A 15,082-nucleotide genomic window follows, 5' to 3' on the forward strand; every position below is an offset into this window, starting at 1 on the left:
CACGACACAATTTCGCCCAAACCCGCGCACCGCGCGAAGGGCAACGGAGAACGAAATGACCAAGCAAGTGCAAGACGCCTACATCGTCGCCGCCACCCGCACCCCGGTCGGCAAGGCGCCGCGCGGCGTGTTCCGCAACACCCGCCCGGACGACATGCTCGCCCACGTGATCCGCAGCGTGATGGCGCAGTACCCCGGCATCGACCCCCACCGCATCGGCGACGCCATCATCGGCTGCGCCATGCCCGAGGCCGAGCAAGGCATGAACGTGGCGCGCATCGGCGTGCTGCTGGCCGGCCTGCCCGACACCGTGCCTGGCGTCACCATCAACCGCTTCTGCTCGTCCGGCCTGCAGGCCGTGGCGATGGCCGCCGACCGCATCCGCCTGGGCGAAGACGACCTGATGCTCGCCGGCGGCACCGAGAGCATGAGCATGGTGCCAATGATGGGCCACAAGGTGGCGATGAACCCCGCGATCTTCACCGACGAGAACATCGGCATTGCCTACGGCATGGGCATCACCGCCGAAAACGTCGCCAAGCAGTGGAAGGTCAGCCGCGAACAACAAGATGCGTTCGCCGTGGAAAGCCACCGCCGCGCGCTGGCCGCCCAAGCCGCTGGCGAGTTCAACGACGAGATCAGCCCGTTCGCGCTGGACGACCACTACCCCAACCTGGCCACCCGCCAGATCATCACCGACAGCCGCAACATCAGCGCTGACGAAGGTCCGCGTGCCGGCACCACGATGGAAGTGCTGGCCAAGCTGAAGACCGTGTTCCGCAACCAGCAGTTCGGCGGCAGCGTCACCGCCGGCAACTCCAGCCAGATGTCCGACGGCGCCGGCGCGATCCTGCTGGCCAGTGAAAAGGCCATCAAGGAATACAACCTGCAGCCGCTGGCCCGCTTCGTCGGCTTCTCCGTCGCCGGCGTACCGCCCGAAGTGATGGGCATCGGTCCGAAGGAAGCGATTCCCAAGGCGCTCAAACAGACTGGTATCACCCAGGACCAGCTGGACTGGATCGAGCTCAACGAAGCCTTCGCCGCACAGGCGCTGGCGGTGATGGGCGACCTCAAGCTGGACCCGAGCAAGGTCAATCCGCTCGGCGGCGCCATCGCGCTGGGTCATCCGCTGGGCGCCACCGGTGCGGTGCGCATCGCCACCCTGGTGCACGGCATGCGCCGTCGCAAGCAGAAGTACGGCATGGTGACGATGTGCATTGGTACTGGCATGGGTGCAGCAGGGATTTTCGAAGCGCTCTGAGCAAGGCATCGTGGAGAACAGGAACGGCGCCGTTGCGAAACGGTGCCGTTCTTCGTTGAGGGGGGGGCGCCGGTGGGGCTCACTGGCGTAACAAGACCAGATTCACTTGCGGGACGGCAGCTGACCCTGAGCCAACTCCTGGCGCTGACGGCCATGCAAACGGTGGCAAATGAGCCTGCCCACCGGCTTTGCCTGACAGCCCAGCCAACCGCCGTACAGGTATAGTGCGCCGAGCATGCCGGGTACCCTGCCCGGCCACGAATCATGGAGAGATGTCATGGGTCTTTTTCAGGCAGTGGCGGGTTCGGTCGGTGGGGTGCTGGCCGACCAGTGGAAGGACTTCTACACGATTCCGGACGGCTTGCCGGCGACGGCGGCGCTGTTCGCGGCGGTGCCTCATGGCAGCAACGCCGGACGCGGTTCGAATACGCACGGTTCTTCCAACATCATCACCAATGGATCGAAGATCGTCGTTCCCGAAGGCTACGGGCTGCTGCTGTTCCAGGATGGCAAGGTCACCGGCTTCGCCGCCGAGCCGGGCGGTTACGAATGGCGCTCGGATGATCTCAACTCCAAGTCGATCTTCTCCGGCGACGGCATGGTCGACTCGCTGGTCTCGCAGAGCTGGGAGCGCTTCAAGTTCGGTGGCCAGCCGGGATCGCAGCAGGCCGCCTTCTTCGTCTCGCTGAAGGAACTGCCGGACAACCGCTTCGGCACGCAATCGGAGATCTACTGGGACGACGCCTTCCTCAACACCCAGGTCGGCGCGGTGACGCGCGGCTCCTACACATTGAAGATCGTCGATCCGATCCTGTTCGTGAAGAACTTCGTGCCGGCCTCCTATCTGCAGCCCGGCCAGGTCTTCGATTTCACCGACATCGACAATGCCGCCGCCAGCCAGCTCTTCAACGAAGTGGTGGGTTCGCTCGCCCCGGCCTTCAGCCTGTATTCGAATGACGCGGACAAGGGTCATCGCATCACCAGGCTCCAGCAGGACTCGATCGGCTTCGCCAAGAGCCTGTCCGATGCGGTGGAGAGTGCCTACCAGTGGAAGTCCGATCGCGGCCTGGCCATCGTCAAGACCGCCATCGTTTCCATCGAATACGACCCGAATACGCGCGAATTGCTGAAGACGGTACAGCGCGCCGATGCGCTTGCCGGTGCACGCGGCAACTCCAATCTGCAGGCCAGCGTCGCGGCGGGCATGCAGGCGGCGGGCGAAAACGGCGGTGCGGCCGGCATGGTGGGCCTGGGCATGGCCTCGGGCATGATGGGTGGCATCGGCGCCTTGCAGCAGCCGGTGGCACCGGCCGCGCCGGCTGCCGACGACCCGCTGGCCAAACTGAAAAAGGCCAAGGAGATGCTCGATCTCGGCCTGATCACGCAGGCCGATTACGACGCGGCAAAAGCCAAAGCCCTCGGTCTGTAAACCGCGAACGGCGCAGCCACCATGTCGAACGCCACCAATCCACCGCCGCTGCTGCCGCCCACCGGCCCCGGGTCTCCGCAGGACGTGCCACCGCCACCAGGCAGTTTTCCGATCGACCCGGCCACCCTGCCACCGCCGATCCGCGACGAATTGCAGGCGCCCGACCCCACCGCCATCGACACCTCCGCCGCCGAGCTCAAGGACGGCCTCAACCGCTGCCCGAAGTGCGGCTCGACCGAGATCCGCCAGAAGCCCGGCACCGACCTGCTGATCTGCCTGTACTGCCGCAACGAATGGCACGGCGAAGGGGTCGAGGAGGCATTCGGGCTCGGCGAAGGCATCGACCAGCTCCAGGGCACCGTGATCGCTTCGGGTGCGCGGGACATCGCCGCCGACGCGGCGAGCGTGATGACCTTCAAGTGCCCCGGCTGTGGTGCCGAGGTGACGGTCAATACCGCCAATGCCATGACGGCACGCTGCCACTGGTGCCGCCACGTCTTCGGCGTCAATGAGCAGATCCCCAACGGCGCCGTGCCCGACGCGGTGCTGCCCTTCCACATCAAGAAGGACGACGCAGTCGCGCGCATCCGCCAGTTCGTGGACAAGCGGCGCCTGTTCGCGCTGAAGGAATTCAAGGAACAATTCACGCCCGAGAACGTCGTCGCCGTCTATCTGCCGTACATGATCGTCGATGGCAATGTCAGCGCAAGCCTCGCTGGCCAGGGCGAGATCAAGACGCGCGAATACACCAGCGACAAGAAGACCTACTACGACGCCGACGTGTACTCGGTGGATCGGCACGTGGACTTCACCGTCGACGACCTGCCGCTGGAATCCTCCGCCCAGCGTGGCAACCTGGACACCCGCAGCAACACCAACAACATCATCAACACGATCCTGCCTTTCGATACCAAGAACGCGGTGAAGTGGAACGCGTCGTACCTTGCGGGCATCACCTCGGAAAAGCGCGACCTCGACGTGGAAAAACTGCGTCCGCATCTGGAAGACGAGCTGCTGTCGATTGCCCGCGCCCAGGTCGAAGCATCGGTGTCCCGCTACGATCGCGGCGTGCGCTGGGAGCAGGAACAACTCAGCGTGCACGGCACGCGCTGGGTCTCGATGTACCTGCCGGTATGGCTGTATTCCTATCACCAGCCCGGCCCCAACGGCGGCATGCTGCACTACATCGCCGTCAACGGCCGCACCGGCGAAACGATGGGCAGCGTGCCGGTACAGCAGTGGAAACTCCTGATGACCGCGCTCACCGTCGGCACCTTTCTCGAAGCCATTGCACTCTTTCTCGTGGGGCACTCGTCATGAGCAGCGATGGTGGAATGTGGCTGCTCCTGCTCGGCCCGGCCGGTGCCACCGGGGTGTACTGGACCTTGTACCGGTATTACCGCAACACCGACAAATCCCACGACTTCGAGCATGAAACCGCCGTCGTGGCCAAGCCGGTCACGGGTTCGGAGCACAAGGTCGACGAAATAGAGGGCACGCGGGAATCGCGCATACGTGGCGACAACGTGCGTGCGTACCGCAAGCGCGTGCAGCGCCTGCCAGGTGATGGCGGATAGGCGAGTCCGCAAAGAATGGAGGAACGGCGCCCCGGTGAATCGGCGCCGCTCTTCAATTTCGGAACCCTCGTCGCTGCGACATCCAGGTCGCAACTCGCCTCAGGCCGTGCCGCCGAACTCCTCCCAGGCCCGTACCGAGTCAGCCGCATACATCAACGACGGCCCGCCACCCATGTATACCGCCACCGCCAGCGTCTCGGTGAGTTGCGCGTAGCTGGCCCCCAGCCGCACCAGTGTCTTTACATGAAAGCCGATGCAGCCATCGCAATGGCCGGCAACGCCGATCGCCAATGCCATCAGTTCCTTGTCGATCGCCGACAACACGCCCGGCTCCATCGCCGCCTTCGACATCGCCGAAAAGCCATCCAGCGTGCCGGGCTGCGCCGCGCGCAAGGTACCGACCGCCTTGCCGGGATCCTGGGCGAGTTCCTTGTAGGACTTGCTGGACATGGTTTTGCTCTGCGTCGTGGGGATGCCCTCAATCTAGGCGCAATTCGTTGGCGTGCGAGGAGCTGCGACGGCGTGCCACGGGACGCGGACCAAAATGCAGCGCCAGCCGGGCTGCTCCGGGCGAGCCGACTTCACCTCCATCATGGGCGTGTGCGTGCATCATGATCGGGCAATCTTGTCTGATCCTGTTCTGGTCCTGACGGAGCCCCCATGACCACCATGCAAGCCATTGAAATCACCCGTCCCGGCGCCGCGGACGTATTGCAGCTGACCGAGCGCGCCATCCCTCGACCGGGACCGGGCGAAGTGCTGATCAAGGTGGCAGCTTCCGGCGTCAATCGACCGGATGTGTTTCAGCGCCAGGGCAACTACGCGCCGCCACCCGGCGCCTCCGACCTGCCCGGTCTGGAGGTGGCCGGCGAACTGGTCGACGGCGACGTCAGCGGCGACAACCCGTTCGGCCTCAAGCACGGGGATCAGGTCTGCGCCCTGCTCGCCGGTGGTGGCTACGCCGAATACGCGGTGGTCCCGTTGCCGCAGTGCCTGCCAATACCCAGGGGTTTCACCCTGCTGCAGGCGGCGGCACTGCCGGAAAACTTTTTCACCGTTTGGAGCAACGTGTTCGATCGCGGACGCCTCGGCACCCACGCCGACGGCACAGCGGAATCCCTGCTGGTGCAGGGCGGCTCCAGTGGCATCGGCGTCACCGCCATCCAGCTGGCCCACGCGCTCGGCCACCGCGTGTTCGCCACCGCCGGCAATGCCGAAAAATGCGCGGCCTGCGAAAAGCTGGGTGCCCATCCGATCAACTACCGCGAGCAGGATTTTGTCGAGGAAGTGAAGAAGCAAACCGATGGCCGCGGCGTCGACGTGATCCTCGACATGGTCGCCGGCGACTACGTGCCGCGCGAACTGGAGCTGCTGGCCGACGATGGCCGACTGGTGTTCATCGCCACCCTGGGCGGCAAGCATGCCGACATCGATGTTTCACTGATCATGCGACGGCGACTGACCCTTACCGGCTCCACGCTGCGCGCGCGATCCGTCGCGTTCAAGGCAGGTCTGGCCAGACAATTGCGTGAGCACGTATGGCCGCTGCTGGAATCGGGGAAGGCCGGGCCGGTGATCCATCAGGTCTTCCCGGCACGCGAGGCGGCGAAGGCGCATGCGCTGATGGAAAGCAGTGAGCACATCGGAAAGATCATGCTGGAGTGGTAATTGGCCGGTATGCCGCAGTCACGACTGTCCTCGCCAGTCGAGACTGCGCCTGTGCCACCCGCCGCGGTCGCACGGAATTCACGTCCCGCTTCCCAAAGTATGCAGACTGGACCTTCGGGTGCACGCAGCAAAAGGCAGGTGAACATGCGACAGCTCATCCATCTGGTCGGCTCGGCGTTGCTCGTGCTGTCACTGGCGGCATGCTCGCCGCCGGCGCCCGCTGTGAAACCGGTATCGAAGGCCTTGCCGCCGACCGTCAACACGCCCGGCGCGCGCTACGTGCATGCCGAGGCGGAAAAGCACCAGGACCAATCCGGCTTTCGCCTGCTCATGCGCAGTACCAATGCGCTGATGAGTCGCGTGGCGCTCGCCGACCATGCACAGCATTCGCTCGACCTGCAGTACTACATCTTCGACAACGACGCGACCGGACGGCTGGTGGCGCAGCGGTTGCTGGCCGCGGCCGATCGCGGCGTGCGCGTGCGCCTGCTGGTGGACGATATCAATGCCGGCGATGCGATCGACCTGTTCGATGCGCTGGATACCCACCCGAACATCGAGGTGCGCCTGTTCAACCCGTTCGCCACGAAGAAACCATCGACACTGTCCAAGGCCACCCAGTTTTTGCTCGACACGCACCGACTCAACCGGCGCATGCACAACAAGTCGTTCATTGCCGACAGCAACGTGGCGATTGTCGGTGGGCGCAATATCGGCGACGCCTATTTCGATGCCGGTGACAACACCAACTTCCGCGACCTCGACCTGATCGCGATCGGGCCGGTGGTGGAACAGGCCTCGCATGCCTTCGACGAGTACTGGAATTGCGACGCGGCCTATCCGGTCAAGGCGTTCAGCGGCAAGCATGCCGATCACTACGATCTGGCCAAGCTGCGCGTGGATCTGGCGCACGACGCGCGGGTCTTCGCGCAATCGGATTATGCGCAGGCAACGCTGGAGCATCTGCCAAACGGCCCGTCCGCCGATCGTCCAGGTGACTGGTTCTGGGGACCGGCAACGCTGGTCGCCGATCAGCCGGCAAAGATCGAGGCAGGCCCCGACCAGGCGCAGTTGCGCATCGGTCCGGACATCAAGGCGATCACCGACGCCGCGCAGCACGAGTTGCTGCTGATCTCGCCCTATTTCATTCCGGGTGACACCGGCACCGCCTACCTCGACGCGCTGGCCAAGCGCGGCGTGGCCGTCAGGGTGCTGACCAATTCGCTCGCCTCCAACGATGAGCCCATGGTGTATTCGGGTTACTCACGTTACCGTCGCCCGCTGCTGGAAAGCGGCGTGCAGATCTACGAACTGCAGCCGGCCGCGGGCGCACCGCAACCGGCCACCAGTGGTGGTACTTCTGCCGGCGTCAGCCTGCATGCCAAGGCGATCGTGGTGGATCGGCAGAAAGTGTTCATCGGCTCGATGAACATGGATGCCCGCTCGAAATTGCTGAATACCGAGATGGGCATAATCGTCGACAGCGCCCCGCTGGCCGCCGCGGTGACCGAGTTCTTCGACACCGCCACGCTGCCCGAGTATGCCTACCACGTGACGTTGAAAGCCGATGGTTCGGCGCACGGCGGCGCCATGCAGTGGCAGGCCACCGAGCATGGCAAGCCGGTGACCTACGACCACGACCCCGGCGCCACCACCGCCCGGCGGGTCGAAGTGCAGATGCTCAAGCTGCTGCCGCTGGAAAGCCTGCTCTAGCAGCGGGCAAACCCGAAGAATATTGCAGCGGCCCGAATGCCCGCCCCGCCACGGTAACGAACGGATCATGTCCATGTTGACTACCAGCCATCCCATCTCCTCCATGCCCGCCTTGTACTCCCGCCTGCGCGGCGGAATGGCCGCATGGATGCTGTTCGTCCTTCTGTTGTCACCAGCCTTCGGCCAGCAAGTCGTGCCACGGCAGCCACCGACCGAGCAGCAGAAAATCGACTACCTGATCACCACCGTGGCCAACCTGCACGACGCCGTATTCATCCGCAACGGCACTGCCTACAATGCCTCGCAAGCGGCCGCGCACATGCGCCTGAAACTGCGCTTTGCCGGTAGCCGCGCGAAGACGGCCGACGCCTTCATTACCTGCTGCGCCACCGGCTCGTCCGTCTCCGGGATCAATTACACGATCCGCTTCATCCACGGCCCCACCGTCGATGCCTCCACCTGGTTGCGCAGCAAGCTCGCTGCCTACGAGGCCGACAACGCCTTGTCCATGCACTGAATGGGCGTCGCCAGATCGCCCTGCCGCCTGGCCGTGGCGGCGTTGGGCGGACACCGCGTGCTGCCACGCTTCAGCTGCGAATGATGGTTGCCCTCAGCGGCGGCGTGCTGATGCCGGGCTGTCACTGGCATGACTTGCCCACAACCGCCGAAGTTGGCGAGCCGAGCCGATGCCGGCGCGTTCGGCCGCGCGTTCCACACTCTCGCCCGTAGCCAGCGATTGACGCGCCAACGCCAACCGCAAGCCGGCGTGGTAGTGATTGATCGACATGCCGCTGGCCTCGCGAAAATGGCGGGTGAGGCTGCGCACGCTCATGTGCCCGATATCGGCCAGACGTGCCAGCGGCCAGTCCTGGCCGGGTGCCTTCGCCAGCGCATCCTGCACGCGGTGAATCGCCATGTTCATGTGGTTGCGCCCTTCCAGCCATGGCGACAGCGCCGGATCGCCGGCGGCACGCCGCATATAGACGGCCATTTCCCGCGCCACCGCGGCCGCCAGCCGCGGTGAGCCGATCCGGCCGATCAGGTGCAGCGCCAGGTCAATGCCAGCAGTGATGCCGGCACTGGTGCAGAGCTCGCCATCCTCGACGAAGACGCGGCTGTCCAGCGCCTCGGCGGCGGGGGCAAGCCGGCGCAGATCGTCGAGCAGGCTGTGGTGGGTGGTGCAGCGCCGGCCATCGAGCAGGCCGGCAGCGGCCGCCAGCAAGGCGCCCGAACACACGCAGGCCAGTGGCTGGCCGTGGCCACCGTGCTGGCGCAGCCACGCAACCAGAGCCTTGCTGGCGGGCGACGACAGCACCTGCTCGCCACTGCCAGTGGCGCCGCACACCACCAGCAGGGTGTGCTCGCCCAGTTGCGGTGGCAGCGGTTCGACCCCGGCCAGACCCAGGCCCAGTGCGGTCGAGGCAACCTCCCCTTCCTGCAGTGACGCCAGCATGCGCAGGCGCACCGGCAACCCCATCGTGGCGGCGATGCGGAAGGCATCGGCGGCCCCGGCAAGATCCAGCAGGATCAGCCCCGGCGGCAGCACGAAGCAGACCTCAGTGATCGGCAAGGACATCGTCGATGGTGCAAATGCGGGCAAAGCGGCCATCCAGAACCAGTTCCGTGCGCTGCTTGATGTCCTGCGCATCGTAGCGACAACCGCTGCCGGCGTGGACCATCGGAAAGGTCAGCGTCGCCTCGGTGACGTAATCGACCGCGAAGCCGAGATCGGAAGCCACGCGCGCGGTCGTCTCGCAGCACTGCTCGGTGCGGATGCCGCTGATGATCACACGGTCGATGCCACGCTCGCGCAGCCACGACTCCAGCCCGGTCCCTGTAAAGGCATTGTGGACCTGCTTGTGGAACACCACGTCGTGCGCGCCGGGAACCCATGCCATTGGCTGCACCAGGCCGGATGCCGCGCTGAAATGCGCGTCGCCATCCTCGTGCAGGATGCGCACGATGGGCCAGCCGCGCGCGGCGGCGGCGTCGAACAACTGCAACAGCTTCTCGCGGAACGCAGGCACATCATCTTCGCGCCAGTAAGGCGCATGCTGGAACGATTGCTGCACATCGATCACCAGTACGGCGGCTCTATCGGACATCGGCTGACTCCATCGGCAAGGGAGTTGCCAAGATAGACAGGACCGGCAACGCCCGCGAGCCTCGGGCCGGACCGGGAGCGGACGGATCGGGCCAGTTTCGCGGCGGCCGCCAGGGCTCGAACGGGCCGAGCGAACCTCAGCGCTGCCGCCCCGCGCGATAGGCGCCAGGACTGGCGCCCATCACCGTGCGAAAGCGGCGGTTGAAGGTGGACAGGTCGTTGAAGCCGGCGGCGAAGGCGATGCTCGAAATGGATGCCGCCGAATCGCGCAGTTGCACGGCGACTCGGTGCATCCGCGTGCGCAGCACGTACTGATGCGGCGTCATGCCGACAAGTCGGCGAAATACACGCAGGAAGTGAAACGGACTCAGGCCGGCATCGCGGGCAAGCTCGCCCAGCGAAAGCGCTTCGCCTTCTTCGTGGGCGCACGCCTCGATCCGGCGTACGGCATCCGAAACACGCCGCGCATCGTGCGAGCTCGGCTCGCGTGACAACGGGCGCAGCCCGGTGTCGGCATGCAGTGCGGTGGCGGCGAGCTCGATGGCGGCTTCTTCCAGCGTGGAGGCATCCCCTTCCCGCATGGCTTCCAGTCGAGCCAGCAAGCCGGTCAGCGACGACATCGGCGGCAGCTGCGCGCGGGCGAAGATGGCCTTGCGCACGCCCGGCATCGCCGCCACCAGGCTTTCCCAGTACGCCGGCGCGAAATGGAAGGACAGGCAGCGATCGCCGGTGCCGTGTTCATGCCCGCACTCGAAGCAGTGGCCATGGTTGCCCAGCAGCAACGCGCCAGGGGCAAGCAGCGCCGACCCTTGCCCGGTACGGTACTGGAACGTGCCGGACAACACGGCGGCGATCGACACCGTTTCGTGGCGTTCCTCGAAAGCGCGGTCACGCGGGCCGGCGCTGCAGATCACATCCCGCACGCTCCAGCCATTGCCGACCGCCAGTGTTCTTGCTTCGATCGTCATCGGACAAGGGACTCTTTCGCCGGATCGCAATTTTTCCCAAGCTGCCGACGGCAGCGGCCTCGATGATGGTGCCACCGACCAGCCAGGGAGTCATCCATGTTCGACCATCTTTCCATCGGCGTTGCCGATATCGCCCGCGCCAAAGCCTTCTACGATGCCGCGCTGGCACCGCTCGGCTATCGCTGCCTCAGTGAGGACACCGGTTCGCTCGGCTACGGCGCGACGTCCGTCGCGTTCTGGGTATTGCGCAGCGAGGCTCCGGTTCCCGCCAACAACGCCTCGGGGCTGCATTTCTGTCTTGCCGCGCCCAGTCGCGCCAGTGTCGCCGCCTTCCATGCGGCTGCCATCGCCCACGGCGGTCGTGACAACGGCGGTCCCGCGTTGCGAGCGGATTACGGTGCGAACTATTACGCCGCTTTCGTGACCGATCCAGACGGCTACCGGATCGAGGCGTATTGCGGCAACGACGCGTGACTCGCGCCTCGACCCTCCCCAACGACCAGGAGAACGGCATGGCCAGTGTACGCAAGGAAATCGTCACCTCGGCGCCGGCCGAGGAAGTCTGGGATGCGATCCGCGACATCGGTGCGCTGCACACGCGGCTGGTGCCGGGATTCGTGATCGACACCCGGCTGGAACCCGGCGCGCGCCAGGTCACGTTTGCCAATGGCCAGCGCGTGCGCGAGCCGGTCGTCAGCCTGGACGAGGACGCCAGGCGGCTGGTGTGGGCGGTCGAAGGCGTGGGCGCCACCCACTGCAACGCAGCGGTGCAGGTGCTGGCCACGACGGACGCCACACACGTGGTGTGGATCGCGGATTTCCTGCCCGACGACATCGCCGGATCGATCGATGCAGCGATGGATGCCGGCGCACAGGCGATGAAACGGGCGTTGGACAGGCTGGCGTCCTGAGACGGGCCGGCCTGGTCACCGTCGACGATCCCGAACAACGCGCGCCCTGACTCCTCTCTCGGGTCGACGGTTTCAGGTGGCATAGTCGCGTCCATCTCATCCGGTGAGACATCGGCCCGGCCTAATCCGCAGACACTTTCGCGGACGCCAGCCGATGAACGCACTACCCGATCGCTACGCCACCGACGAGCTTGTACTGCGCGATCCGGGCGATGGCCGCACGCTGGCCCAGCGACTGTCGAAGCGTTATGCAGCGCGAATCACCGGCGCGTTCGTGGTGCCCGGACAGGAAGGTGTGTTCGCGCCCCTGCCCGAAGATCTGCCGTCTGCGCTTGCCCTTGCACTGCGCACGCGCGGCATCGAGCAGCTCTACAGCCATCAGGCGCAGGCGTGGAAGGCCACGCAAGCGGGCGCGCACGTGGCCATCGTCACGCCCACCGCCTCGGGCAAGTCGCTGTGCTACACGCTGCCGGTGATCAGTGCGGCGATGCGCGACAAGGCCAAGGCGCTGTATCTGTTCCCGACCAAGGCGCTGGCGCAGGACCAGGTGGCTGAGCTGCTGGAGTTGAATCGCGCCGGCGAGCTGGGCGTGAAGGCCTTCACCTTCGACGGCGACACTCCCGGCGACGCACGCCAGGCGATCCGCCTGCACGGCGATATCGTGGTCAGCAACCCGGACATGCTGCACCAGGCGATCCTGCCGCATCACACCAAGTGGGCGCAGTTCTTCGAGAACCTGCGCTATGTGGTGATCGACGAGGTGCACACCTATCGCGGCGTGTTCGGCTCGCACGTGGCCAACGTGATCCGAAGGCTGAAGCGTGTCTGCGCGTTCTACGGGGTGACCCCCCAGTTCATCCTGTGCTCGGCGACCATCGGCAACCCGCAGGAACACGCCGAGGCGCTGATCGAGGACGCTGTCACCGCGATCACCGAGAGCGGCGCTCCCACCGGTGACAAGCACGTATTGCTGTGGAACCCGCCGGTGGTCAATCCCGACCTGGGCCTGCGCGCCTCGGCGCGCTCGCAGACCAACCGCATCGCACGGCTGGCGATCAAGTCGGGCATGAAGACACTGGTGTTCGCGCAGTCGCGCAGCATGGTCGAGGTGCTGACCAAGTACCTGAAGGACGTGTTCGACCACGACCCGCGCAAGCCACCGCGCATCCGCGCCTACCGCGGCGGCTACCTGCCGAAGGAACGCCGCGCCGCCGAGCGGGCGATGCGCGAAGGCAGCATCGACGGCATCGTCAGCACCTCGGCGCTGGAGCTGGGCGTGGACATCGGCAGCCTCGACGTGGTGGTGTTGAATGGCTATCCAGGTTCCGTCGCCTCGACGTGGCAGCGTTTTGGACGCGCTGGCCGGCGCCAGCAATCGGCGCTGGGTGTACTGGTGGCCAGTTCCGATCCGCTGGATCAATACCTGGTGCGCCATCCGGAATTCTTCCAGGGTGCCACGCCGGAACACGCGCGGATCCAGCCGGATCAACCGCTGATCCTGCTCGACCACATCCGCTGCGCCGCGTTCGAGCTGCCCTTCATCGGCGACGAGATGTTCGGCACCGAAATCGCCACGCCGTGGCTGGACCTGCTGGGCGAGGAAGGCGTGCTGCATCGCGAAGGCGAGCGCTGGGAGTGGATCGCCGACAGCTACCCGGCGATCGCGGTGTCGCTGCGCTCGGTCGCCGACGGCAACTTCGTGGTGGTCGACCGCACCGAGGGCCGCCAGACGATCATCGCCGAGGTCGACTTTTCCGCCGCCGCGGTGACGTTGTACGAAGGCGCGATCCACATGATCCAGTCCCTGCCCTACCAGGTGGAAAAACTGGACTGGGAAGGTCGCAAGGCCTATGTCACGCGCACCAACGTCGACTACTACACCGACGCCATCGACTACACCAGGCTGAAGGTGCTGGACTGCTTCGACAGCTCGCACGCCGGCTGTGGCCAGGCCCATCACGGCGAAGTGCATGTGGTGCGGCGCGTGCCCGGCTACAAGAAGATCCGCTTCTACTCGCACGAGAACATCGGCTACGGCCCGGTCAACCTGCCCGATCAGGAACTGCACACCACCGCAGTCTGGTGGCAGCTGCCGCAGATGGTGCTGGAGGCTGCGTTCGAACAGCGCCAGCAGGCGCTGGATGGGTTCCTCGGCGCAGCGTATGCGTTGCACATCGTGGCCACCGTGGCAGTGATGGCCGAGGCGCGTGACTTGCAGAAAGCCGTCGGCAGTGGCGACGGTGCCTGGTTCGTCAGCACCGACCTCGGCGGTCGCGGCCAATTGCGCGGCGATGACGGCCAGCCCACCGCGCTGGCGCCCGATGCGCCGTTCACGCCCACCGTCTACCTGTACGACGCCTTCCCCGGCGGCATCGGTCACAGCGAACCGTTGTTCCAGCGCCGCGAGGATCTGCTGGCGCAATCAGTCACCTTGATTGAACGTTGCGACTGCCGTGCCGGCTGTCCCGCTTGCGTCGGCCCGGTGCTGGCCGTCGATGAACAAACCGTCGAGCATCCGGCGACCACTACCCCGAAGGCGCTGGCGTTGCGTGTGCTCGCGCTGCTGGCGGCGCTGTGAGCGCGCTCGCCGCGCGCATGCGCAAGCTGCGCGCCGAGGCCGGCAAGGTCAGCCGCGTGGCGCCTGCGCCGGTGCTCCATGCCGCTCCCGCCAGCATGGCCACAGCAGCGGGTAATGCCATCTCCCCGGACCTGCGTCGCCTGCTGCAGCGTCATGCGCAATTGAAGCGTGCTCCGGCCACGCTGTCCTCCAGCGATCGCGAGGTGCCCGGCATCGAGATCGCCCCCGGCCTGCGCTACACGGAAACGTTCATCGACTGGCTCGATCCGCCGGCCATCATCGACGCCAGGTTCGCGCGGATGGATCCGGTGCATCACTACCGCCTGCTGCACTTCGACACCGAGACCACCGGCCTGGCCGGCGGCACCGGCACCCGCGCCTTCATGATCGGCGCCGCCGACTGGGTCGACGGCCGCTTCCGCATCCGCCAGCTCACCCTTACCACCATGGCCGCCGAGACGGCCATGCTGCGCACCTTCGCCGCATGGCTGGGCGAAGACACCGTGCTCGTCAGCTACAACGGCAAATGCTACGACGCGCCGTTGCTGGCCACGCGCTATCGGCTGGCGCGGCTGGCCAATCCGCTCGCCGGTCTCGGTCATCTGGACCTGCTGCACCCGGTACGCCGCCACTGGAAACACCAGTGGGAAAACTGCCGCCTGGCCACCGCCGAACGCCAGTTGCTCGGCGTGGTGCGCGAAGACGACCTGCCCGGCGCGGAGGCGCCAGCCGCGTGGCTCACCTACCTGCGTGGCGGTTCGGCCAGCAACCTGCGGCGGGTGGCGCAGCACAACGCGCAGGACCTGAAGAGCCTGGCCGGTGTGCTGCTGCACATGGCGACGATGGAGCACTGAGCGAGTTCGCGTTTCCCCT

At 65.9% G+C, this 15,082-nt stretch carries 15 protein-coding genes; 11 read left to right on the forward strand and 4 right to left on the reverse strand.

Annotation, left to right across the window (positions count from 1 at the left end; genetic code table 11):
- Positions 1-55: 55 nt before the first annotated feature.
- The 4 genes from ACQGNJ_RS07780 to ACQGNJ_RS07795 all read left to right on the forward strand — a co-directional run bounded on the left by ACQGNJ_RS07780 (position 56) and on the right by ACQGNJ_RS07795 (position 4,267).
- Positions 56-1,261, forward strand: a complete 1,206-nt coding sequence (locus tag ACQGNJ_RS07780; protein WP_426688669.1) for an acetyl-CoA C-acyltransferase — start codon at positions 56-58, stop codon at positions 1,259-1,261.
- 277 nt (positions 1,262-1,538) lie between these two features.
- On the forward strand, positions 1,539-2,690 hold the full coding sequence (locus ACQGNJ_RS07785) for an SPFH domain-containing protein (protein WP_426688670.1): 1,152 nt from the start codon (positions 1,539-1,541) through the stop codon (positions 2,688-2,690).
- A 21-nt stretch (positions 2,691-2,711) separates the two neighbouring features.
- Positions 2,712-4,010 carry a TFIIB-type zinc ribbon-containing protein gene (locus tag ACQGNJ_RS07790; protein ID WP_426688671.1) on the forward strand — a complete coding sequence of 433 codons (1,299 nt, stop codon included), beginning with the start codon at positions 2,712-2,714 and terminating at the stop codon, positions 4,008-4,010.
- Complete coding sequence (locus ACQGNJ_RS07795) at positions 4,007-4,267, forward strand: hypothetical protein (protein ID WP_426688672.1); 261 nt, start codon at positions 4,007-4,009, stop codon at positions 4,265-4,267. The genes ACQGNJ_RS07790 and ACQGNJ_RS07795 overlap by 4 nt, the downstream gene beginning before the upstream one ends.
- Before the next feature lie 99 nt (positions 4,268-4,366).
- On the opposite strand, the gene ACQGNJ_RS07800 is transcribed toward ACQGNJ_RS07795, so the two are convergent.
- Positions 4,367-4,717, reverse strand: coding sequence for a carboxymuconolactone decarboxylase family protein (locus ACQGNJ_RS07800; protein ID WP_426688673.1), 351 nt, complete (start codon positions 4,715-4,717; stop codon positions 4,367-4,369).
- 219 nt (positions 4,718-4,936) lie between these two features.
- On the opposite strand from ACQGNJ_RS07800, the gene ACQGNJ_RS07805 reads away from it, so the two are divergent.
- From ACQGNJ_RS07805 to ACQGNJ_RS07815, 3 genes are all read left to right on the forward strand, one after another.
- Positions 4,937-5,935, forward strand: coding sequence for an NAD(P)H-quinone oxidoreductase (locus ACQGNJ_RS07805; protein WP_426688846.1), 999 nt, complete (start codon positions 4,937-4,939; stop codon positions 5,933-5,935).
- 144 nt (positions 5,936-6,079) lie between these two features.
- Complete coding sequence (locus tag ACQGNJ_RS07810; RefSeq protein ID WP_426688674.1) at positions 6,080-7,648, forward strand: phospholipase D-like domain-containing protein; 1,569 nt, start codon at positions 6,080-6,082, stop codon at positions 7,646-7,648.
- A gap of 67 nt (positions 7,649-7,715) precedes the next feature.
- Entirely contained in the window at positions 7,716-8,165 is a 450-nt protein-coding gene (locus ACQGNJ_RS07815) for a DUF5329 family protein (RefSeq protein WP_426688675.1), read from the forward strand.
- A gap of 93 nt (positions 8,166-8,258) precedes the next feature.
- Here the strand turns inward: ACQGNJ_RS07815 and ACQGNJ_RS07820 are convergent, their stop codons facing one another.
- The 3 genes from ACQGNJ_RS07820 to ACQGNJ_RS07830 all read right to left on the reverse strand — a co-directional run bounded on the left by ACQGNJ_RS07820 (position 8,259) and on the right by ACQGNJ_RS07830 (position 10,720).
- Positions 8,259-9,224: a GlxA family transcriptional regulator gene (locus ACQGNJ_RS07820; RefSeq protein WP_426688676.1), complete on the reverse strand. Its 966-nt coding sequence runs from the start codon at positions 9,222-9,224 to the stop codon at positions 8,259-8,261.
- The gene (locus ACQGNJ_RS07825) at positions 9,205-9,753 is read right to left on the reverse strand and encodes a cysteine hydrolase family protein (RefSeq protein ID WP_426688677.1); all 549 of its coding nucleotides are present in this window, start codon (positions 9,751-9,753) and stop codon (positions 9,205-9,207) included. The genes ACQGNJ_RS07820 and ACQGNJ_RS07825 overlap by 20 nt, the downstream gene beginning before the upstream one ends.
- Before the next feature lie 136 nt (positions 9,754-9,889).
- The gene (locus ACQGNJ_RS07830) at positions 9,890-10,720 is read right to left on the reverse strand and encodes a helix-turn-helix transcriptional regulator (RefSeq protein ID WP_426688678.1); all 831 of its coding nucleotides are present in this window, start codon (positions 10,718-10,720) and stop codon (positions 9,890-9,892) included.
- 96 nt (positions 10,721-10,816) lie between these two features.
- Here ACQGNJ_RS07830 and ACQGNJ_RS07835 point away from each other — a divergent pair, with 96 nt between their 5' ends.
- The 4 genes from ACQGNJ_RS07835 to ACQGNJ_RS07850 all read left to right on the forward strand — a co-directional run bounded on the left by ACQGNJ_RS07835 (position 10,817) and on the right by ACQGNJ_RS07850 (position 15,063).
- Entirely contained in the window at positions 10,817-11,194 is a 378-nt protein-coding gene (locus ACQGNJ_RS07835; protein ID WP_426688679.1) for a VOC family protein, read from the forward strand.
- A gap of 38 nt (positions 11,195-11,232) precedes the next feature.
- Positions 11,233-11,631 carry an SRPBCC family protein gene (locus tag ACQGNJ_RS07840; RefSeq protein ID WP_426688680.1) on the forward strand — a complete coding sequence of 133 codons (399 nt, stop codon included), beginning with the start codon at positions 11,233-11,235 and terminating at the stop codon, positions 11,629-11,631.
- A gap of 154 nt (positions 11,632-11,785) precedes the next feature.
- Positions 11,786-14,209, forward strand: coding sequence for a DEAD/DEAH box helicase (locus ACQGNJ_RS07845; RefSeq protein ID WP_426688681.1), 2,424 nt, complete (start codon positions 11,786-11,788; stop codon positions 14,207-14,209).
- Positions 14,206-15,063, forward strand: a complete 858-nt coding sequence (locus ACQGNJ_RS07850) for a ribonuclease H-like domain-containing protein (protein ID WP_426688682.1) — start codon at positions 14,206-14,208, stop codon at positions 15,061-15,063. The genes ACQGNJ_RS07845 and ACQGNJ_RS07850 overlap by 4 nt, the downstream gene beginning before the upstream one ends.
- Positions 15,064-15,082 lie beyond the last annotated feature (19 nt).

It is taken from the genome of Rhodanobacter ginsengiterrae, assembly GCF_050026815.1.
Taxonomy (GTDB): domain Bacteria; phylum Pseudomonadota; class Gammaproteobacteria; order Xanthomonadales; family Rhodanobacteraceae; genus Rhodanobacter; species Rhodanobacter ginsengiterrae.

Bases quoted from the DNA above. Each gene is read 5' to 3' on its own strand.
- ACQGNJ_RS07780 (WP_426688669.1), top strand. From the start codon at position 56: ATGACCAAGCAAGTGCAAGACGCCTACATCGTCGCCGCCACCCGCACC.
- ACQGNJ_RS07785 (WP_426688670.1), top strand. From the start codon at position 1,539: ATGGGTCTTTTTCAGGCAGTGGCGGGTTCGGTCGGTGGGGTGCTGGCC.
- ACQGNJ_RS07790 (WP_426688671.1), top strand. From the start codon at position 2,712: ATGTCGAACGCCACCAATCCACCGCCGCTGCTGCCGCCCACCGGCCCC.
- ACQGNJ_RS07795 (WP_426688672.1), top strand. From the start codon at position 4,007: ATGAGCAGCGATGGTGGAATGTGGCTGCTCCTGCTCGGCCCGGCCGGT.
- ACQGNJ_RS07800 (WP_426688673.1), bottom strand. From the start codon at position 4,717: ATGTCCAGCAAGTCCTACAAGGAACTCGCCCAGGATCCCGGCAAGGCG.
- ACQGNJ_RS07805 (WP_426688846.1), top strand. From the start codon at position 4,937: ATGCAAGCCATTGAAATCACCCGTCCCGGCGCCGCGGACGTATTGCAG.
- ACQGNJ_RS07810 (WP_426688674.1), top strand. From the start codon at position 6,080: ATGCGACAGCTCATCCATCTGGTCGGCTCGGCGTTGCTCGTGCTGTCA.
- ACQGNJ_RS07815 (WP_426688675.1), top strand. From the start codon at position 7,716: ATGTCCATGTTGACTACCAGCCATCCCATCTCCTCCATGCCCGCCTTG.
- ACQGNJ_RS07820 (WP_426688676.1), bottom strand. From the start codon at position 9,224: ATGTCCTTGCCGATCACTGAGGTCTGCTTCGTGCTGCCGCCGGGGCTG.
- ACQGNJ_RS07825 (WP_426688677.1), bottom strand. From the start codon at position 9,753: ATGTCCGATAGAGCCGCCGTACTGGTGATCGATGTGCAGCAATCGTTC.
- ACQGNJ_RS07830 (WP_426688678.1), bottom strand. From the start codon at position 10,720: ATGACGATCGAAGCAAGAACACTGGCGGTCGGCAATGGCTGGAGCGTG.
- ACQGNJ_RS07835 (WP_426688679.1), top strand. From the start codon at position 10,817: ATGTTCGACCATCTTTCCATCGGCGTTGCCGATATCGCCCGCGCCAAA.
- ACQGNJ_RS07840 (WP_426688680.1), top strand. From the start codon at position 11,233: ATGGCCAGTGTACGCAAGGAAATCGTCACCTCGGCGCCGGCCGAGGAA.
- ACQGNJ_RS07845 (WP_426688681.1), top strand. From the start codon at position 11,786: ATGAACGCACTACCCGATCGCTACGCCACCGACGAGCTTGTACTGCGC.